The sequence below is a fragment of the Arthrobacter sp. alpha11c genome (assembly GCF_054149985.1).
Genome location: NZ_CP196747.1, coordinates 1930995 through 1949152, shown reverse-complemented (window position 1 = coordinate 1949152; position 18158 = coordinate 1930995). Strand labels below are relative to the sequence as shown.

The window sequence follows — 18158 nt, the reverse complement described above, 5'->3', positions numbered from 1 at the left end:
ATTTTTATACCCCCAGGGGGTATCTCCGGCCGATTCGCATTCGCATAAAACCTTTGCTAAAGTCATAACCGCTTCATTCCTCCGTAGCTCAATTGGCAGAGCATTCGACTGTTAATCGAAGGGTTACTGGTTCAAGTCCAGTCGGAGGAGCGCAAGGACCCCGCATCGGTTTCGTACTGGTGCGGGGTCCACTTTTTTACACGAAATCCATCTCCACCTGGAGGAACCGTGCGGCTTCGGCCACGGCTGCCAGGAAGGCTTCCTGTTCGGTCGGGGGTGTCCGGGGTTCACGCGGATGCCATTCGTGGGGTGCGGAGTAGACGCGGCTGAAACCTCCGCCCGGGGGCGCATAGAAGATTCCAAACCGCTGGACCGGCCACTCAGGTGAGGTCTCCGGGGCAACCAGCAACGCGGCGTCGGCTTCGGGGTTGTACCACTGGGCGATGGGCCGGCGGCGATCATCCGTGAAAAGGCCGGCAGCATACAGTGCCGCAGACTGGGGACTGGTCACAGAGCACAGACGGTCCCACCAGAGCGGCAGGATGCGTTCATCCCGACGCTGCCAAGGTGCCGGAAGCGGCTGCAGCTCTTGCCAATGTGGCACATCTCAACTTTATCGCCGGGGACGGGCCGGCAACAGGCCCCGCCTAGCCGGACAGACCAAGTCTGGGATACAGCACCTCGAAGCCCTTGGTCAGGCCGGCGTTCAATGCGATGCCTACATGCCCGCCGTTTGGCACTTCGTAATAAGTAACCGTCATTCCGGAAGCTTTCGCAGCCGCGGAGACAGCCTTCGCAGCTGCAACATAGGTCACATCATCCGAGCCCACGGTGAAAACGGCAGTGGTGTCTGGAAATTGCTTACCCTTCATGATGTTGATGGGTTTCTGTGCGTCATAGGCGGCCTGGTTGCCGCCAAAGATCTCTGCCAGGTTGCCCGCAGGGTCCTCCGCCCCGGGAAACTCCTCGCCTGAGATGTCCACCACATTGCCCCACATCTTCGGGTATTTGAGGGCAAAGGAGATGGCGCACTGCCCGCCGTTGGAGTATCCGGCGATGGTCCAATGGTCGCGGTCCGGGAGGATGTTCAGGTTCGCCTTGGCCCAGTTCACGACGTCAACGTTGATGTACTTCTCCACGTTTCCGTACTTGGCTGTGTCCAGGCACAGAGTGTCGTCTTGATCCGGTCCGATCTGGTCGGCCACGATCGCGATGGGCGCCAAGCCGTTGTTCTTCGCAGCAAATTCGTCCAACGCGGCCGAAACGTACTGGGGATCAGGGAGGCCCGGCTGGCCCATCATGAGGACGAACAAGGGCAAACGGGGAGGGTTCTCCGTCAGGGCTGCAGGCGGCAGGTAGATCCCGGCGGGGCGCGCATTGAAACCCGATGCGGTGGCTGGAATGACCTGCGTTCCCACCTCGCCCTTTGTTGGCATGTTGGCTGGTGGTTTCCAGTTCTGCCAGAGGGGCCCGGAAGGGAGGGGAGCGTCCGGGTCCGGCTTGCTCAGTTGGATGGCTTCTTCAGTGGAAATCCCCAGCGCTGAGCCCAGGGTCCTGTTGAGCCCGAACTCCATGTTGACGCCCAGCGCAGTGACCAGGAGGAATACAGGAATCGATATCGCCGCCACCACCTTCCGCCACCGGGGACTATGGCGAAAACTCACCACGGCCAGCCCAAGGGCAGCGAAGCCGGTGACCACCCAGAACGACACGCGAGGGGTCAGGCCCACGTGGAAGACGTCCAGGACATCTTCCACGATCCAGACCGTAAACCAGCCCAGTGCCGCTGTTATCACAATGCCAACCACCGCGGTGATGACCCAGCGCGAAGACGGCCTGAGGAACAGCAGCAGGAAAAGCCCGACGCCGATGACCACGGCTATCGTCATGACCACCGGGCCGCTGATCTCGATTTCCAGGAGGCCCTTCATGTCCGCGGCATCTGTCGCGCGGTCATGCGGCGGGTTCCCGGGCAACCATTTGCCGAAGCAAACCGGCGCTCTGTGCGCGGGACAACCCCGGCAAGTACGCCGAGCCAACGGCAAGACCAATGGAAGGCAGAGCCAGCGGGTCCCGGTAATACATGTACAGAGTGCGGTGCTCGGGCTGGAACCGCGATTTGAAAGCTGCCAGGGACTTGAAGCCGTACATCGGTTCCAGTGCATTGCCCAGCATTGCCAGGACCCGGTCCAAGGCACTGTGGTCACCGTCGTCCGTCGCGGCCCCTGTGTTGGCCAGCGGGGAGCCTGACAGCGAAATCCGGGGAACGTCGTCCTTGAAGTGCGTAACGGCAGAGGCGATCAGGAATTCCATGACCCCCTTGAAACCAGTGGTTCGGCGGCGCATGAAGTCCAAGGTCCAGCCCGACACCACGCCGTCGGTAAAGACCGGCAGCCAGCTCGTGACGCCATGGACCAAGCCATCATCGTCCACCGCCACGCAACACACGACCTCGGGATCCTTCAGTTCATCGAGTCCGCCCAACGTGAACCCCATCTCGGGGAGGGCCTTGTCCGCCACCCACTCTTCCGAGATTTCGGCCAGTTGTGCCCGGATCCCCGGCGGCATGTCCGCGTAGTGGTACCAGTGGTCCTTGATGGACAGCTTCCCAGCCCTGTTCAGCGCGGTCCGGACGTTCTGCCATTCCTTGCCTTTGAACGTCATGGCCTGGATATTCAGCAGGGTTTCTTCCGCCACCTCCAGTTTGCGGAAGCCGCGGGGGAGGAGGGCCTCGTCAAGCTCCGCCGTGGCCGAATAGAAGCACGGTGTGAGGCCCAGTGCCGCACAATGGGCCAGGAAGCCTGTCGCAGCCTCGGTGTGGTGCTGGCGGGCCCCGAACGGACCCGCCACCGTCAGCGCCACTCCGTTGTGCACTTGGTAGGCGAGGCCAGCCCTCCTGTCCGGAGTGAACCAGTATTGGTTGTTGTCCCACAGGGCCATCCAGGACAAGGTGCCTCCGCCGTCGTGAAGTAATTCACGGGTATGTCCCAGGTCCGCAGCAGGGTCCTTTGCCAGCGTCCGGAACCGCTGGAAATTGCTCAGGACCATCAAAAGGATGCAGAGCCAGATGACGTCCCCGCCCAGTCCGTAAAGAACTGTGCTCAGCAGTCCCTGTGGCAGTTCAACGACGAAGGGAACAGGGAAGGGGACCAGGATATGGGTCAATTGGCCTGCGAGGTCCCACAGGGATGAGCGGCCCGGGTTCCCTTCTACGAACCAGAAGACCACGTAGAGGGCCGCCGCCGCCGCAGCCATGATGAGGGTTGTCCTGCCCAGGACGCGATATCCGGCGTCGCTGGACTCCACCCGGAATTTGTGGCGGTTGATCACCAGCAGGGCCGCGATGATCAGCGGCGCCAGGATAGCGGGAACGGCATAGAGCAGGAGGTAACCGATGTCGTCATTGCCCAGTGTCACTTCCGGATCCGTCACGTACTGCAGGATTGCCACGCTCGTCACGAACGCCAGGTAGAGCTGGATGACCAGGGTCAGTCTGTAGGCGAGGCGGCGACCACGGCGCAGCCCCTCAGCACAGACAAGCAGCAACAGCACCGGGATCACTGACAGGATGGTGGCGCCGAAACTCTGCACACCCACAACGCTCTGCAGCGTGACGCAGCTCTTGTCGTTGTCGCAGGCTTCCTTCACTTCGTCCACGCTGGGGCTTGCTTGCAGCATCACCTCGGAAACCACAGAAAGCGGTCCCACCTCCAACGTGCCCGTCAACTGTGTGAGCAAGGGGCCCAGGGCGAAGACACCCACCACGGTTCCCACAAGGAACCGGGTCTCACGAAGACTCGAGGAATGAAGCGAGCCCGCACGTCGCCGCAGCACCAGGGCCTGAACGGCCCAACCGGCCAGAATGCCGATGACAGCGCCGGCAAGGGCCTGGAGTGTTTGTGCGACGCCTACAAACAACGCAAACATGAGCGTGGCGGCCAGCAACCATGTCCGGAGGCGACGACGCCACAGTGCCTCCAGTGCCGCCGTCGAACATCCCAACGCGGCGGCGGCGCCACCGTAAGCGCCCACAACGTACTCGCCACCCAGGAAACTAAGCCATTGGTCGCTGTTGTCCGTTCCAAAAGCAACCAGCCCCATCAACACCAAGGCGCTCAGGGCAGAACCAAAGATAAATGCTGCCAACGCCAGCCATGGACCCATGGTGCGCTCGGCGATACCCACGCCCACCAGGATCATCACGGTGCATGCCAGATAGTCGAGCAAGGATGAGGCGAAGAAAGATGATGTGAAGATGGACCAACCCGGCCCCGGATCCAGCGCCAAACCCAGCCCGACTTGTTCCAGGAGTGCCTCGTTGGGACCGGCGATAAGGCTCCCTGTAACTGCCCCTACAACCCAAAGGAACAACACGAGTCCCAAGGTCAGGGGCAGCCGCCGTATGGCCGCCAGGCCGTAAACAGTGCCCCTATATCCCACAGCCGCACTCATGTGATGTCCCCTTCACCGGCGAAGCGGGGGAAACCCCCGGCTGGCCACCATTCTGCCCTGCCAGGCGCCGTAAGGGGAGGGCTTACGCGGGCCGATGGACCCGGGGTCGATGGACCCGGGGCCGATGCACCCGGGGCCGATAGACCCGATTACGGTTAGTCCCGATTCCAGGGACCCGGGTTCACCCGGTACAGCAGGGCCGCTCCAATGACGGCGCCAAGTATCGCCCCGAACAGGGCACTCCCAGCCAGGCGGCCCAACAGTGCCCCGACGACGGCGCCAAGCACGGCCCCGAGGAAAAGGCCCCTGCCGTTGCGGTGCGGTTTCTTGGTCATGGTCACAGCCTATGGTCCGGTTCTGGGGAATGCCGTACTAACGGATTGATGGGACTAGTTGGATTGAAGGGACTAGTGGATTGAAGGGACAGTCCGAGGCCGGACCACCAGCCACAGTGCGGCAATGGCTCCGGTGATACAGACAGCCTGGACCGCGCCCATGGGTACCGCTGAATCGACTCCCAGCCAGCCGACCACCGGGGGGACGATGCCCGCCATCATGAATTGCGCTGCGCCCAGGAGCGACGCCGCCGTCCCCGCTTGGGCTCCATGGTTCGCCAGGGAGAGGACCTGGACGCAGGGGAACAGGAAGCCTGTAGCGCAAATGTAGAACCAGAGCGGAATCAGGATGCCCCAGAGACCCACGTGCAGGAGGTCGAGCACAATAATCAAGGCCGCCATCAGCAGCATGAACACCGTGGCTCCGGCCACGATCCACTGCGGAGCCACGCGTCGGATCAACCTTGAACTGATCTGGACGCCCGCAACGATGCCCAGCGAATTGACGCCGAAGAGGAGGCCGTATTCCTGGGGAGAGAACTCATAAATGTTCTGGAACAGGAACGTGGAGGCGGAGAGGTAGGCGAACAAACCACCAAAGTTGAGGCTGCCTACCATCAACATGCCCACGAAAATCCGGTCCGTCAGCACCGTCTTGTACCGCTGCCGCACAGTGACTGTGGACTTCCCGCGCCGTTCCGCCGGGAGTGTTTCGCGAATGAAGAAGATCGCGGCCAGTATCACCAGCGTGCCGTAGCAGGCCAGGAAGTAGAAAATGCCAGGCCACGGGAACACCAGCAGCAACTGGGAACCGATGATTGGGGCCAGGATCGGGGCCAACCCGTTGACCAAGGACATCCGGGAGAACATGCGGACCATCGAATAGCCGTGGAACAGGTCCCGGACCATCGCCATTGCAACGACGCCGCCGCCCGCGGCGCCGATACCCATGAGCACACGGAAGAGGGACAGGAACCCAATGTCCGTAGCCAATGCAGCGCCCAACGATGATCCGATATGGAGGGCAGTGGCCAGGATCAAGGGCAGGCGACGGCCAAACTTGTCGCTGAAGGGACCAACCACCAACTGTCCAAGGCCAAACCCAACGGTGGTGCCGGTCAGTGTCAGCTGGATCGCCGTGGCTGATACGCCAAAACTCTCCTCCAGCGCAGGAAACGCAGGAAGGTAGAGATCCACCGTGAAGGGCCCCAGAGCGGTCAGGGCACCGAGGAGGACAATGTAGACAAGCTTTTCGAGTCGGCTCAGGGAATCGCCCGGAGCAATTGGATTGGTCACGATCATCTATCCTATGGCCGTCACATCATATTTATGCAGCTACGTCAGGCGCGCCGCGGTGTCATCGGCGAAAGTTGAGCCGGAACCTGAATGATAGTTTTGAGGACAGGTGCCCGCGGCGATCTTTTTCCGGCCGCGTTCGCCCGACACGATGCCCAGAGGAAGCAGTTAGGCGGAACCCAATGAGTGGACGTCACACCGGCCGGACCAGCACGCGACCAGCCATCCGTACTTTGCCGAAGACCCTCAAGCTCGTTGCCCGTTTGGCCCCCAGGCAACTCAACGATGAAATCGCCCTTGCCAAGGTCGAACTCAAGCGCAAGGCCACCCAGGTTGGGGTGGCCGGAGCGTTCTTTGGCGTAGCACTTGTATTCATGTCCCTCCTGGTGATCGCGTTGGTGGTGGCCGCGATTCTCGGTTTGGCTACCATCATGCCGGGCTGGCTTGCGGCGTTGATCGTCGCAGCGGTCTTTCTCGTGATCGTCGCGCTCGGAGCCTTGATCGGCGTCGCCAAGTTCAAGAAGGCCATGCCTTTGATCCCGGAAGACACCATCCGTGGACTCAAGCACGATCTCGGAATTGCGAAGGAAGGCTCGGCCTTCGACGAATCGATCCTCGATCCCAATTCGCCTGCTGCCAAGGCGGAGAAAGCCGCCAAGGAAGCTGCCGCCGAAAAGGCGAAGGCAGAAAAGGCTGCAAAGGAAGCTGCCAAGGAAGCGGACGCAGCCAAGGCGCCCACGGAGGCAGAACTCCGCCTGCGCCTGAACAAGCGGCGGGAACACCTCACCGGCGTGCGCGATGAACTTGGCGAGCAGTTGGACGTCAAGAAGCAGGGCCAGGCTTTGCTGGGCACAGCCACCATGAAACTCCAGGAGGGAAAGGACTTTGCTTCGGCGAAGTTCGCTGACCTTGGGGAGGCCGTCCCCGAGGACCTCACCGGACGCCTTGCTTCACGATGGAAGGACCTCGTGGCTTTCGCCGCCGCGGCTGCAGTCTTCGTGGTTGCCCTGCGGAAGCTGCTGAAGAAGTAGCAGCCTGCCGCGGTACCGCACACACTGGAGTAGAGGAAAGGGGGACACCATGAGGTTTATCGGTGCTGGTTCGCATCCGGACCGTCCCCAGGTGGACCACGACCTCCTCTTTACTGTTCCCAATGTCCTCACCGTTCTGCGCTTCATGGGCGTTCCGCTCTTTGTGTGGCTGGTCCTGTGGCAGAAGGAGTATGGCTTTGCCGTGCTCGTCCTGGTCATCATGGGCAGCACCGACTGGGTGGATGGTTATATCGCCCACCGCTACGACCAAACCTCCAAGTTGGGCAGGATCCTGGACCCCCTGGCGGACCGGGCCGCGCTCATAGCCGTTGCCATCACTTTGGCGATCGCCGGCGTCGTGCAGTGGTGGTATCTGGCCGCGCTGGTGGTGCCTGACGCCATTCTTGCCATTGCCTCGCTGATTTACTTCCGCAGCCACCCAGACCTTCCTGTCAGCATCATCGGCAAGATCCGCACCGGGCTCCTGCTGGTGGGCACGCCGTTGCTGGTACTTTCCAAATTGCCGGTTCCCTACACCGACGCTTACTTTGCCGCCGCTTGGGTCTTCCTCGGCCTCGGCCTGCTGGGACACTGGATTGCGGCCTACAACTACTACTGGGCCATCCTGCGTAAAGGCAAAGAACTGCGGGCCAACGACGGCGGACACGGCTGATGGTGTGGCTGGCGGTTTGCCTTGCCGTACTTGGCGCTTTTTTCCTTGCCATTGGTGCCCAACGCCAAGGAAGCGCGGTCAAGGCCGATACCGGCGGTCTGGCGCTGAGCTCCAACGGGTTCCTCCGGCTTCTGCGTAACCCACGATGGATGCTCGGGCTCTTGCTGTTGTGCCTGGGCATGGTGATGAATGCGATTGCCCTCGTATCGGCACCCCTGACGGTGGTTCAGCCGATTGGTGCGATCGCACTGGTCATTACCACCGTGGTCAATGCGAAGGATCAAGGCCTGAGCATCAACCGCGCCACCGTGGTTGCCATTACGGCCTGCGTTACCGGATCCGCTTTGTTCGTACTGCTGGCAGTTAACGTCACGCAGGAAAACCACCATGTTAACGCTGAAGACGAACTGACAATCGTGCTGCTCCTGGCTCTGGCCGTGGGTCTTTTCGGCACCCTTGCAGTGTTGTTCAAACACCGCATGAGCGCCTTCGTATACATTGTGGGAGCTGGCGTACTCTTTGGCTTCGTGGCCGTCCTGACCCGGATCATCGGCAAGCACCTCCTGGATCCCAACGGCCTGTTCCTGCTCAATGTGCAGTGGTACACGCTCATTGCCATCGCGGCCGCCGGCGGCCTTGGTTCCTGGTTCGTCCAGAGCGCGTATTCAGGCGGCCCTCCGGATCTGGTTATTGCCGGACTCACGGTGGTGGACCCCATGGTGGGCATCGCCATCGGCATCGTCATCCTTGGTGAGCTTCGTCCCGATGTCCAGCCTGTGATGGCAATCAGCATGGCCGCCGCAGCTTCCCTTGCTATCGTGGGGGTTATTGCCTTGAGCCGGCACCATCCGGAAGTCACCAAGCGTAAGAAGGACGCGAAGGCGGCTGCAAGCCGGAAGGCCTAGCCAAAGCTTTATCTTGCGCCACCGCTTCCCAGCGGTCCGGCAACCCGGCGACACCACAGCATTGATCCGTTCAGCGCTGTTCCGCACCGTGACCATCAGGAGTTCTCCACGTGACCATTCCCGACACCAACAAACCCCTTACCATCCTGATCGCGGCGGACACCTACCCGCCGCACATGAACGGTGCTGCGCAGTTCGGCTACCGCCTGGCCAAGGGTATGACCGCGCGTGGACACAACGTGCACGTGTTGGCCTGCCGTCCGGACACGGGCAAGAGCTACACGGAGTTCCGTGACGAGGCCACAGTGCACCGCCTCCGCTCGCATGGAGTGTTCACCCACGAATACTTCCGCATCTGCTTCCCTTGGGAAATCAAGAAGGAAATCAGTCTCCTGTTCGACAAAGTCCGACCGGACGTGGTGCACATTCAAAGCCACTACATGATTGGCGAACACGTACTCTATGAGGCTGTAAAGCGTGGCATCAGGGTTATTGCCACCAACCACTTCATGCCTGAAAACCTGAACCCCTTCCTGCCTTTCCCGCAGTGGTTCAAGGACATCGTGGGCCGCATCTCCTGGAAGGATATGGGCAAAGTGATGGGCCAGGCGGACGTCGTCACAACACCGACCCCTCTGGCGGCGAAGGCCATGCACCAGCACGCGTTCCTCCGTAAGGTCCTGCCCCTGTCCAATGGCATCGACTCCGCAGCCTATGAACTTCAGCCGGGCGAGACAATCGAACCCCATGCCAATCCCACCGTTCTTTTCGCGGGACGGCTTGCGGAAGAGAAACACGTCAATGTGCTGATCGACGCCATTGCCAAGACCCCGCGCGAACTCAACGTGAACCTGGAAATCGTGGGTGGCGGCGAAGTCCGGCCTGCCCTTGAAGCCCAGGTTGCGAAGCTTGGGCTGGGGGACCGGGTGAGGTTCCTCGGGCTGGCGAGCGACGAGGACCTGCGCGAGGCCTACATCAAGGCGGACATTTTCTGCATGCCAGGCACTGCAGAACTTCAATCGTTGGTGACGCTCGAAGCAATGTCTGCCTCCACTCCGGTGCTGTTGGCCAATGCCATGGCACTTCCGCATCTGGTCCGCGACGGCGAAAACGGATACCTCTTCACACCGAACGACAGCACGGAGCTCGCAGCGAAGATCACCAAGCTGGTGGAGCTTCCCGAGGACCAGCTGAAGGCCATGGGCAAGGTGAGCCGCGAAATGGTGGAGCCGCACAGCATCAACGGCACCCTTCAGACCTTCGAGGACCTCTACCGCGGGGCTTCCTACGAGGACATGGTGGTGTGACAAAAGCACTCTCAAGTAGCTATTAGTATTGCTAGAGTGCATTTGCCCCAACTGCTGCTTCTTGGCGGCTGGCGGGGCGTCACGGGGCTATAGCTCAGCTGGTTAGAGCGCGGGACTCATAATCCTAAGGTCCTCGGTTCAAGTCCGAGTAGCCCTACATTTACACGGGAGCCGTGGTTGGCGTTTCATACGTCAGCCACGGCTCCTTTGCGTTGCCGCTGTGCGCAATCGGCCGGGTAAGGGATCCCGGTGTGAAAATCCCCGAAGCCTGAATTCCTCCATTCGTCTCGTTGCGGTGAACCGTGCAACTGCGGTATGTTACTCATCAGTAACTTACTACTCGCCGGTAACTTCCGGGGCCGTGACGTGGTCGCAGGTGACCACCCTTGAAGGAGCGCACATGTCCAACGCTGCATTCGATGCCAACAATCTCCCTTATGCCGATGGTGACTTCTACGCCTTTGAGCAGATGCTGACGGTCAAGGAGCAGGACCGCCTGGCCGAGGTTCGCGAATTCCTTGCCCGCGAGGTCAAGCCCATCGCCGTGGACTGCTGGAACCGCGCTGAGTTTCCCATGGAGCTCATCCCCAAGTTGGCGGAAATCGACCTGGTCAGCCCCGTGCGCCGGCAAGGCTATTCGAACCTCTTTGCCGGCATCCTCCATGCGGAAGTGACCCGCGCCGATGCTTCCATTGCGACGTTCATGGGCGTGCACGACGGCCTGTTCACCGGCTCCATCGAAGCCCTGGCTTCCCAGGAGCAGAAGGATGCCTGGCTTCCGGACATCTACTCCCTGAAGAAGATCGGCGCGTTCGGTTTGACCGAACCTCTGGGTGGTTCCGATGTGGCCGGTGGTACCCGGACCACCGCACGGCGCGATGGGGACCACTGGATCCTCAACGGTGCCAAGCGGTGGATCGGCAACGCCACGTTCTCCGATTGGGTGGTCATCTACGCCAAGGATGTGGCCGACAACCAAGTTAAGGCCTTCCTCGTGGATACTTCGCTGCCCGGATACTCGGCAAGCAAGATCGAGAACAAGATCTCCCTGCGTACTGTTCAGAACGCGGACATCACCCTGGACAACGTGGTGGTGCCGGACTTCTTCAAGCTGGCCAACGCCAACAGCTTCCGCGATACCAATGAAGTCCTCAAGGTCACCCGCCTCGCCGTGGCCTGGCAAGCCGTGGGTCTTCAACTCGCTGCCTTCGATGTGGCCCGATCCTACGCGGTGGAGCGCCAGCAATTTGGCAGGCCCTTGGCGGCCTTCCAACTGGTGCAGAACCAGTTGGTTCAGATCCTGGGCAACGCGGTGGCATCAATGGGCATGATGGTGCGTTTGGCCCAGCTTGAGGACGCGGGGGTTGCAAGGGACGAGCAGTCAGCCTTGGCAAAGGCGTTCACCACCGCACGCATGCGGGAAAGTGTTGCCCTTGGCCGCGGGATCCTGGGCGGCAATGGCATTGTCACGGACTACGAAATGGCCAAGATCTTCTCCGATGCCGAGGCCATCTACTCATACGAAGGCACGCACGAGATCAACACCCTGGTGACTGGGCGGGCTATCACTGGAGTCTCGGCCATCGTGTAGGTTTTCTGCCATCGTCCAGATACCGGGCTCCCGTTCAATCGGGCCTAATCCAGCGGTAGCAGGATGGATGGCCTCAGGTCCTCCACGAATCCCAAGGGGTTCACGTAGTCCTCGCCGCGGCGGACGCCCCAATGCAGGCAAGCAGTGGCGCTGCAGTGTCCGGCGTCCAAGGAGCCGATCGCCTGGCCCTTGCGCACCGTATCTCCGGGCTTCAGGTCACTCGTCACCGGCTCAAAACTGCTGCGTAGGCCGTCGCCGTGATCGATCGTAAGGACCGGACGGTCAACCACGACGCCGGCAAAGGTCACCACGCCGGCGGACGGCGCAGTGACCGTAGCGCCGTCGAGCGCTGGCCCCAGGTCAACACCCCGGTGTCCACTTAGCCAAGGCTTGTCCGGCGGATCGAAGGTCCGAAGGACGGCGGGTTCAGGGGAGAGGGGCCAGCTCCACCGCGCCTCTGCCGACGACGTCGCGCCGGGGCTTCCGGCCATGGTCACGGCGAGGACAACAGTGGATATGGAGAGCTTCAAAATAGCCATGTACCAAGGCTTTCCGCTCCCGCGCTGCCGTGCCATCCCCGGGCTGCCCTATGTGGACAACGTCCCTTTCGGGCGGTCAAACGAGTGGTGCTCCTGTAGTACACTTGGTGGAGCAGTTTGCTGTGCCCTCAAGCTAGTTCAGGAGCATGTCTCATTCAGATATGTGAGGGTCCCGAGCTGACTACGCGTATCCAGCCCTCCACCAGCGAAGCCTCTTGGCTTTAGGCTGCGGAGGATTGTGCCTCTTGCGGTCCGGTTGAGCCTTTGTGGCCCCACTCCGGATGAGAAGTGCAATGGATGCCAGGAGCCGCGCCCGTCCGGGCAAAGGCTAAACAACCGTCAACTATTGGCAGGGTAAGAGCAGCCCCATGGGCTCTCTCATGAATGACCTGCCGGAAGGAGCGTCGGCATGCCCGTCGTAACTATGCGCCAGCTGCTTGACAGCGGCGTCCACTTTGGACACCAGACCCGTCGTTGGAACCCGAAGATGAAGCGCTTCATCTTCACGGAGCGCAACGGCATCTACATCATTGACCTCCAGCAGTCGCTGTCCTACATCGACCGCGCCTACGAGTTCGTCAAGGCTACTGTCGCCCACGGCGGCACCGTCCTGTTCGTCGGCACCAAGAAGCAGGCTCAGGAAGCAATTGCCGAGCAGGCTACCCGCGTTGGCCAGCCGTACGTGAACCAGCGTTGGTTGGGCGGTATGCTCACCAACTTCCAGACCGTCGCCAAGCGTATCCAGCGCATGAAGGAACTCGAAGAGATCAACTTCGAGGACGTCGCCGGCTCGGGTTACACCAAGAAGGAGCTCCTGCTCCTCAAGCGCGAACTCACCAAGCTTGAGTCCAACCTCGGTGGTATCCGCAACCTGACCAAGGCCCCGTCTGTTCTGTGGGTTGTTGACACCAAGAAGGAACACCTTGCTGTCGACGAAGCCAAGAAGCTGAACATCCCGGTTGTTGCCATCCTGGACACCAACTGCGATCCCGACGAAGTTGACTTCCCGATCCCGGGCAACGACGACGCCATCCGCTCCGTCAACCTACTCACCCGCGTTGTTGCCGACGCCGTTGCTGAGGGCCTCATCGCCCGCAACCAGCGCGCCACCGGCACCACCGAGGCTCCGGAAGAGCCGCTGGCCGAGTGGGAGCGAGAGCTCCTCGAAGGCAGCAAGGCTGAAGAAGCTCCGGCCGCCGAGGCTGCTGAAGCTCCCGCTGCTGAAGCTGCATCCGGCGAAGCCGAAGAAGCCAAGTAAATCTGGACCTTCCCTGAGGCCGGAAATGGCCCCGGGGGCATCTGACAGGATGGCGGCTCACATGGTGGGCTGCCGTCCTGTCAGTCCGTAAACACACAACTTTCTAGACAGAGGGGTTCACATGGCGAACTACACTGCTGCTGACATCAAGGCCCTGCGCGAGCGCACCGGCGCCGGCATGATGGACGTCAAGAAGGCTCTTGACGAGGCCAACGGTGACGCCGAGAAGGCCATCGAGATCATCCGCATCAAGGGCCTCAAGGGCGCTACCAAGCGCGAAGGCCGCTCCACCGCTGAGGGCCTGGTTGCTGCCAAGGTTACCGGCGGCGTGGGCGTAATGATCGAGGTCAACTGCGAGACCGACTTCGTCGCCAAGGCTGACAAGTTCATCCAGCTCGCTGACAAGGTCCTCAACGTTGCAGTCGAGTCCGGCGCTGCCGACCTCGAAACCCTGCTCGCCACCGAGGTCGACGGCAAGCCGCTGTCCGAGATCGTCATCGAAGAGGGCGCTGTCCTCGGCGAAAAGGTTGTTGTCCGCCGTATTTCCCGCGTTGAGGGCACCACGGTTGACGCTTACTTGCACAAGACCTCCAAGGACCTTCCCGCACAGGTCGGCGTCCTGTTCGCTGTTGACGGTGAAGGCGAAACCGCTGCCACCGCAGCACACGACATCGCCGTCCACGTGGCAGCCATGGCTCCGAACTACCTGACCCGCGAAGACGTCCCGGCCGAACTGGTCGAGTCCGAGCGCCGCATCGCTGAAGAGACTGCCAAGGCTGAAGGCAAGCCGGAAGCGGCACTCGCCAAGATTGTTGAAGGCCGCGTGACGGGCTTCTACAAGGGCGAGGTCCTGGTTGACCAGGCATTCGCCAAGGATTCCAAGAAGACTGTTGCACAGGTCCTCGAAGAAGCCGGCGTCAAGGCAACCGCAGTATCCCGTTTCCGCGTCGGAAACTAGTAATTCATGAAAAGGGGTGGTCACTTCGGTGGCCGCCCCTTTTTCATGCACCCGTCCGGGTAGTATCTGCGCGGACCCACAGCACGATAATCTAGCCAGAGTCCACCAACGGGAAGGCACCATGGAAACCGTCAATACTGCAATCCAGCCCGAGAAGACCCGCCGCCGTGTACTTCTGAAACTTTCCGGCGAGGTCATCGGCGGAGGCAAGCTCGGCGTCGATCCTGAAACCGTGCGCGCCATTGCCAAGCAGATCGCTGCTGCCGTCGCTGACGTTGAAGTAGCCATTGTGGTTGGCGGTGGAAACTTCTTCCGCGGAGCCGAACTATCCCAGAGCGGCATGGACCGGTCCCGTGCGGACTACATGGGCATGCTCGGCACGGTCATGAACTGCCTTGCGCTGCAGGACTTCCTGGAGCAAGCGGGCGTTGAAACCCGGGTCCAAAGCGCCATCACCATGGGCCAGGTTGCAGAGGCGTACATTCCCCGCCGGGCCATCCGCCACATGGAAAAGGGCCGCGTGGTCATCTTCGGTGCAGGAGCCGGTCTGCCGTACTTCTCTACGGACACGGTGGCTGCCCAGCGTGCGCTCGAAGTCCACGCCGACGTCGTACTGATGGCCAAGAGCGGTGTGGATGGCGTCTACACCGCAGATCCCAAGAAGGATTCCTCCGCCGAAAAGCTTGATGTCCTCAGCTATGACGACGCCCTGCGCCGGGACATCCGCGTCATGGACCAGACAGCCATGACCATGTGCAAGGACAACAACCTCTCCATGGTGGTCTTTGGCATGGAGGGCGAGGGCAACGTTACCCGCGCCATCCTGGGTGAAACGCTGGGAACCCTGGTTACTCCCTAGCAGCGGCTAGGATATTTCTAGGACCGTCCGCCCCTCGTGGCGGATCTTTACTGTGCATTCCTGTAACGTGCATTGCCGCCCGCAGTTGGGCAGCGACTATTTTCTGAGGAGAAACCCGTGATCGAAGAGACCTTGCTCGAAGCCGGCGAGAAGATGGACAAGGCGGTTGAGGTAGCCAAGGAAGATTTCGCCTCGATCCGTACGGGCCGGGCAAACCCCGGGCTCTACAACAAGGTGATCGTGGAGTACTACGGCACTCCCACCCCGCTGCAGCAGCTGGCATCTTTCGCAGTTCCGGACGCAAGGACCATCCTCATCACGCCGTACGACAAAACGGCACTGCGTGACATCGAGAAAGCCTTGAGCGACTCCGAAGTTGGCGCCAACCCCTCCAACGACGGCAACATCATCCGTGTCACCATCCCGGAGCTCACCAAGGAGCGCCGCAAGGAATACGTCAAGATCGTCAAGGGCAAGGGTGAAGACGCCAAGGTTTCCATCCGCAGCATCCGCCGCAAGGCCAAGGACGCTATCGACAAGTTCGTCAAGGACGGCGACGCCGGCGAGGACGAAGGTTCGCGCGGTGAGAAGGAACTCGACGCCATCACCAAGCAGCACGTCGACAGCATCGACGAACTGCTCAAGCGCAAGGAAGCCGAGCTGCTCGAGGTCTAATGAACCAGGCAGAGCCGGCACCCGCTGGGAGGGTCCCGACACGCGATACGAGCAAACGCGTCAGGCGTTTGCGAGGGAACCCGACGCCGAAGGCAGGCCGGAATCTTCCGGCTGCCATCGGCGTCGGGCTTGCCATGCTTTTCGCCGTTCTTGGGGGATTGCTGTTCCTCCCGCTCGGATTCGTCCTGCTCACCACATCGTTTGCGGTATTGGGCGTTTGGGAAGTTTTCAGGGCCCTTGAGGCCCAGGGAACCAGGATGCCGATCATCCCTGTGATGATCGGAACTTTGGTGATGCCGGTTTCCGCCTACTTCGGCGGTTTGGAAGGCTTGTTGTTCACCATGACGGCAAGCTGCGTCGCGGTGCTGCTGTGGCGCTCCATCGAGAGTGCCGCAGGCGCTCCCCGCAGCGTTTTCGCGGGTGTCTTCACTCTCGCCTGGATACCGTTCCTGATCAGCTTCGCCGCGCTGCCGCTGCATGCCAGCGGTGGCGCGACTCCAGTTGGCTTATGGCCGGACGGAATCCCAGGGGGAGCCTGGCAGATTGCCACGATGCTGCTCCTGGTCGTATCGAATGACACGTTCGGTTACATCGTGGGCGCCTCCTTCGGGAAGCACCCCATGGCACCGAAAATCAGTCCCAAGAAGTCCTGGGAAGGATTTGCAGGTTCTGTCGCGGGCGCCATGATCATTGGCGTTCTCGCGTGTGTCCTCATGTTGGACAAACCGTGGTGGGTTGGCCTGGTGCTGGCTACCGGCATGGTTGCTGCTTCGACGGCGGGAGACCTCGCCGAGTCCATGGTCAAGCGCGAACTTGGCGTGAAGGACATGAGCAGCATCCTCCCCGGCCACGGTGGCGTCATGGACCGTTTGGACTCGATCGTCTTCGCGGCCCCTGTAGCCTATGTTCTGTTCGCGCTGCTGAGCGGCGTCTGACAACCCCGATGAAGGAAAATTAGTGGCCTTGGATATTCGTCGCCAGATTCCCGCAACGTTCGATCGCGTTGAGCGCAGCAAGTACGGCTACAACGCCAAGCAAGTGGACGCGTTCCTTAGCCGTGCCAGGACTTCTTTCGAGAACCCTGTGGGTGCCGCCGATCAAGTGGCCAGCACGGATGTACGCGATGTAGCTTTTGACCCGGTCAAGGGTGGGTACGACGCCAACAGCGTCGACGCCGCCTTGGACCGGCTTGAAGACGCCTTCGCGCGCCGGGAACGCGACGACCTCATCAGCCAGCAGGGTGAGGAAGCCTGGCTGCGGCAGATCGGTAAGCTCTCCGGCATCCTTCGTGGACGGCTGCACCGGCCCGACGGCGAACGATTCCGCCGCCCGGCCAAGAAGAAAGTCCGAAGCTACAACGTCCAGGACGTGGATGCGCTCTGTGCCGAACTCATCGGTTACCTGGAGCACGATCAGCCCCTTAGCGTGGACACCGTGCGGCGTGCAGTCTTCCGTGCCGCCAAGGGGGACGAAGGCTATGACGAGGCCCAGGTGGATGCATTCCTTGACCGCGTGGTTGAACTGATGGCGGCCATCGACTAACAAAGCCACAAAACTAACGTGGCGTTGGAGAGATGGGTGGGTTGTTCTTCCACACATCGAGGTAGCGGCGCCTGCCGCGGGCGAGTGCTGTAACGAAAAAAGCCAAGGCTGCCCCTAGGGCAACGCTCACCGCGACCGCGGCTGGCAGCCCTGCAACCAACAGCGCCGAGCCCACCAATAAGGCGATCAGTGCTGCGTTTACGGTTGCCATGAATACCATGCTGCTGCCAGCCACCTGGCTGAAGTCCTTCCTATCTCCGAAGAAGTAGTACGTACGTTTCGAACCTTCCTCGTCGTCGTGGGATCCAGCCATAAGGTACCTCGCCATGCCTGGATCCAGATCCACGTACGCGGCTCGCAACCGGTTCATGGCGATGACGTACATCAGATCCTCCATCCCGACGCTCATGACGCGTATGTGGGTGAGGAGCCCCACCATAAGGTCAATGGTGAGGATGGTCAGCGCGAATGCCCTGAAGGCTTCGGAGAATTGCGTCGCCTGACCCACCAGGGCCACACTCAGCAGGCTGGCCGATGTGAACGTCAGGAACATGCTGATACGTGTGAGGACCTCACCTTGGGTGGTGCTCCTGGAAGCAAGAAGGCTCCAATGTTCGGTGGCCAGCAACTGGGCCCGGATGCTCAGGGACGCGGCCGGCGGTTCTTCGGACATGGCGTCATTGTCCACCTTGCCCTATGCGCGGACAACAGGTGGCCGGTTTCAGTGCCAGTGGTCT

Annotated in this window: 18 protein-coding genes and 2 tRNA genes; 13 read left to right on the top strand and 7 right to left on the bottom strand. The window is 61.1% G+C overall.

Annotation, left to right across the window (positions count from 1 at the left end; translation table 11 throughout):
- Positions 1-77: 77 nt before the first annotated feature.
- Positions 78-150, top strand: a tRNA-Asn gene (locus tag ACTAQJ_RS09000).
- Positions 151-196: 46 nt separating this feature from the next.
- Here the strand turns inward: ACTAQJ_RS09000 and ACTAQJ_RS08995 are convergent.
- From ACTAQJ_RS08995 to ACTAQJ_RS08975, 5 genes are all read right to left on the bottom strand, one after another.
- Positions 197-604 (bottom strand): hypothetical protein, encoded by a 408-nt coding sequence (locus tag ACTAQJ_RS08995; RefSeq protein WP_431119351.1) that lies wholly within the window; start codon positions 602-604, stop codon positions 197-199.
- A 43-nt stretch (positions 605-647) separates the two neighbouring features.
- Positions 648-1931: an alpha/beta hydrolase gene (locus ACTAQJ_RS08990; protein WP_498701740.1), complete on the bottom strand. Its 1284-nt coding sequence runs from the start codon at positions 1929-1931 to the stop codon at positions 648-650.
- Positions 1932-1953: 22 nt separating this feature from the next.
- Positions 1954-4452, bottom strand: a complete 2499-nt coding sequence (locus ACTAQJ_RS08985) for a bifunctional lysylphosphatidylglycerol flippase/synthetase MprF (protein ID WP_498701739.1) — start codon at positions 4450-4452, stop codon at positions 1954-1956.
- A gap of 155 nt (positions 4453-4607) precedes the next feature.
- Complete coding sequence (locus tag ACTAQJ_RS08980; protein WP_216925346.1) at positions 4608-4787, bottom strand: YMGG-like glycine zipper-containing protein; 180 nt, start codon at positions 4785-4787, stop codon at positions 4608-4610.
- Between the two features lie 72 nt (positions 4788-4859).
- On the bottom strand, positions 4860-6089 hold the full coding sequence (locus ACTAQJ_RS08975; protein WP_498701738.1) for a multidrug effflux MFS transporter: 1230 nt from the start codon (positions 6087-6089) through the stop codon (positions 4860-4862).
- Positions 6090-6265: 176 nt separating this feature from the next.
- On the opposite strand from ACTAQJ_RS08975, the gene ACTAQJ_RS08970 reads away from it, so the two are divergent.
- The 6 genes from ACTAQJ_RS08970 to ACTAQJ_RS08945 all read left to right on the top strand — a co-directional run bounded on the left by ACTAQJ_RS08970 (position 6266) and on the right by ACTAQJ_RS08945 (position 11590).
- Positions 6266-7114 carry a phage holin family protein gene (locus ACTAQJ_RS08970; protein ID WP_498701737.1) on the top strand — a complete coding sequence of 283 codons (849 nt, stop codon included), beginning with the start codon at positions 6266-6268 and terminating at the stop codon, positions 7112-7114.
- A 49-nt stretch (positions 7115-7163) separates the two neighbouring features.
- Positions 7164-7787, top strand: a complete 624-nt coding sequence (locus tag ACTAQJ_RS08965) for a CDP-alcohol phosphatidyltransferase family protein (protein WP_498701736.1) — start codon at positions 7164-7166, stop codon at positions 7785-7787.
- Positions 7787-8692: a DMT family transporter gene (locus tag ACTAQJ_RS08960; protein WP_431119363.1), complete on the top strand. Its 906-nt coding sequence runs from the start codon at positions 7787-7789 to the stop codon at positions 8690-8692. The genes ACTAQJ_RS08965 and ACTAQJ_RS08960 overlap by 1 nt, the downstream gene beginning before the upstream one ends.
- 110 nt (positions 8693-8802) lie before the next feature.
- The gene (locus tag ACTAQJ_RS08955; protein WP_498701735.1) at positions 8803-9999 is read left to right on the top strand and encodes a glycosyltransferase; all 1197 of its coding nucleotides are present in this window, start codon (positions 8803-8805) and stop codon (positions 9997-9999) included.
- A gap of 83 nt (positions 10000-10082) precedes the next feature.
- Positions 10083-10156: transfer RNA gene (locus ACTAQJ_RS08950), tRNA-Ile, on the top strand.
- A gap of 243 nt (positions 10157-10399) precedes the next feature.
- On the top strand, positions 10400-11590 hold the full coding sequence (locus tag ACTAQJ_RS08945; protein ID WP_498701734.1) for an acyl-CoA dehydrogenase family protein: 1191 nt from the start codon (positions 10400-10402) through the stop codon (positions 11588-11590).
- A 44-nt stretch (positions 11591-11634) separates the two neighbouring features.
- Here the strand turns inward: ACTAQJ_RS08945 and ACTAQJ_RS08940 are convergent, their stop codons facing one another.
- Entirely contained in the window at positions 11635-12129 is a 495-nt protein-coding gene (locus ACTAQJ_RS08940) for a M23 family metallopeptidase (protein ID WP_498701733.1), read from the bottom strand.
- A gap of 409 nt (positions 12130-12538) precedes the next feature.
- Between ACTAQJ_RS08940 and rpsB the strand changes: the two genes are divergently transcribed.
- From rpsB to ACTAQJ_RS08910, 6 genes are all read left to right on the top strand, one after another.
- Entirely contained in the window at positions 12539-13387 is an 849-nt protein-coding gene (rpsB, locus tag ACTAQJ_RS08935; RefSeq protein WP_431119370.1) for a 30S ribosomal protein S2, read from the top strand.
- A gap of 121 nt (positions 13388-13508) precedes the next feature.
- Entirely contained in the window at positions 13509-14345 is an 837-nt protein-coding gene (gene tsf / locus ACTAQJ_RS08930; RefSeq protein WP_431119372.1) for a translation elongation factor Ts, read from the top strand.
- A 121-nt stretch (positions 14346-14466) separates the two neighbouring features.
- Positions 14467-15204 (top strand): UMP kinase, encoded by a 738-nt coding sequence (gene pyrH / locus ACTAQJ_RS08925; protein ID WP_224092194.1) that lies wholly within the window; start codon positions 14467-14469, stop codon positions 15202-15204.
- A 117-nt stretch (positions 15205-15321) separates the two neighbouring features.
- On the top strand, positions 15322-15879 hold the full coding sequence (frr, locus tag ACTAQJ_RS08920; RefSeq protein WP_216925335.1) for a ribosome recycling factor: 558 nt from the start codon (positions 15322-15324) through the stop codon (positions 15877-15879).
- Complete coding sequence (locus ACTAQJ_RS08915) at positions 15879-16814, top strand: phosphatidate cytidylyltransferase (RefSeq protein WP_431119376.1); 936 nt, start codon at positions 15879-15881, stop codon at positions 16812-16814. Before frr ends, ACTAQJ_RS08915 begins: the two co-directional genes overlap by 1 nt.
- Positions 16815-16836: 22 nt before the next feature.
- Positions 16837-17421 carry a DivIVA domain-containing protein gene (locus ACTAQJ_RS08910; protein WP_477513655.1) on the top strand — a complete coding sequence of 195 codons (585 nt, stop codon included), beginning with the start codon at positions 16837-16839 and terminating at the stop codon, positions 17419-17421.
- Between the two features lie 13 nt (positions 17422-17434).
- On the opposite strand, the gene ACTAQJ_RS08905 is transcribed toward ACTAQJ_RS08910, so the two are convergent.
- Positions 17435-18094, bottom strand: a complete 660-nt coding sequence (locus ACTAQJ_RS08905; RefSeq protein ID WP_498701732.1) for a hypothetical protein — start codon at positions 18092-18094, stop codon at positions 17435-17437.
- Positions 18095-18158: the final 64 nt, after the last annotated feature.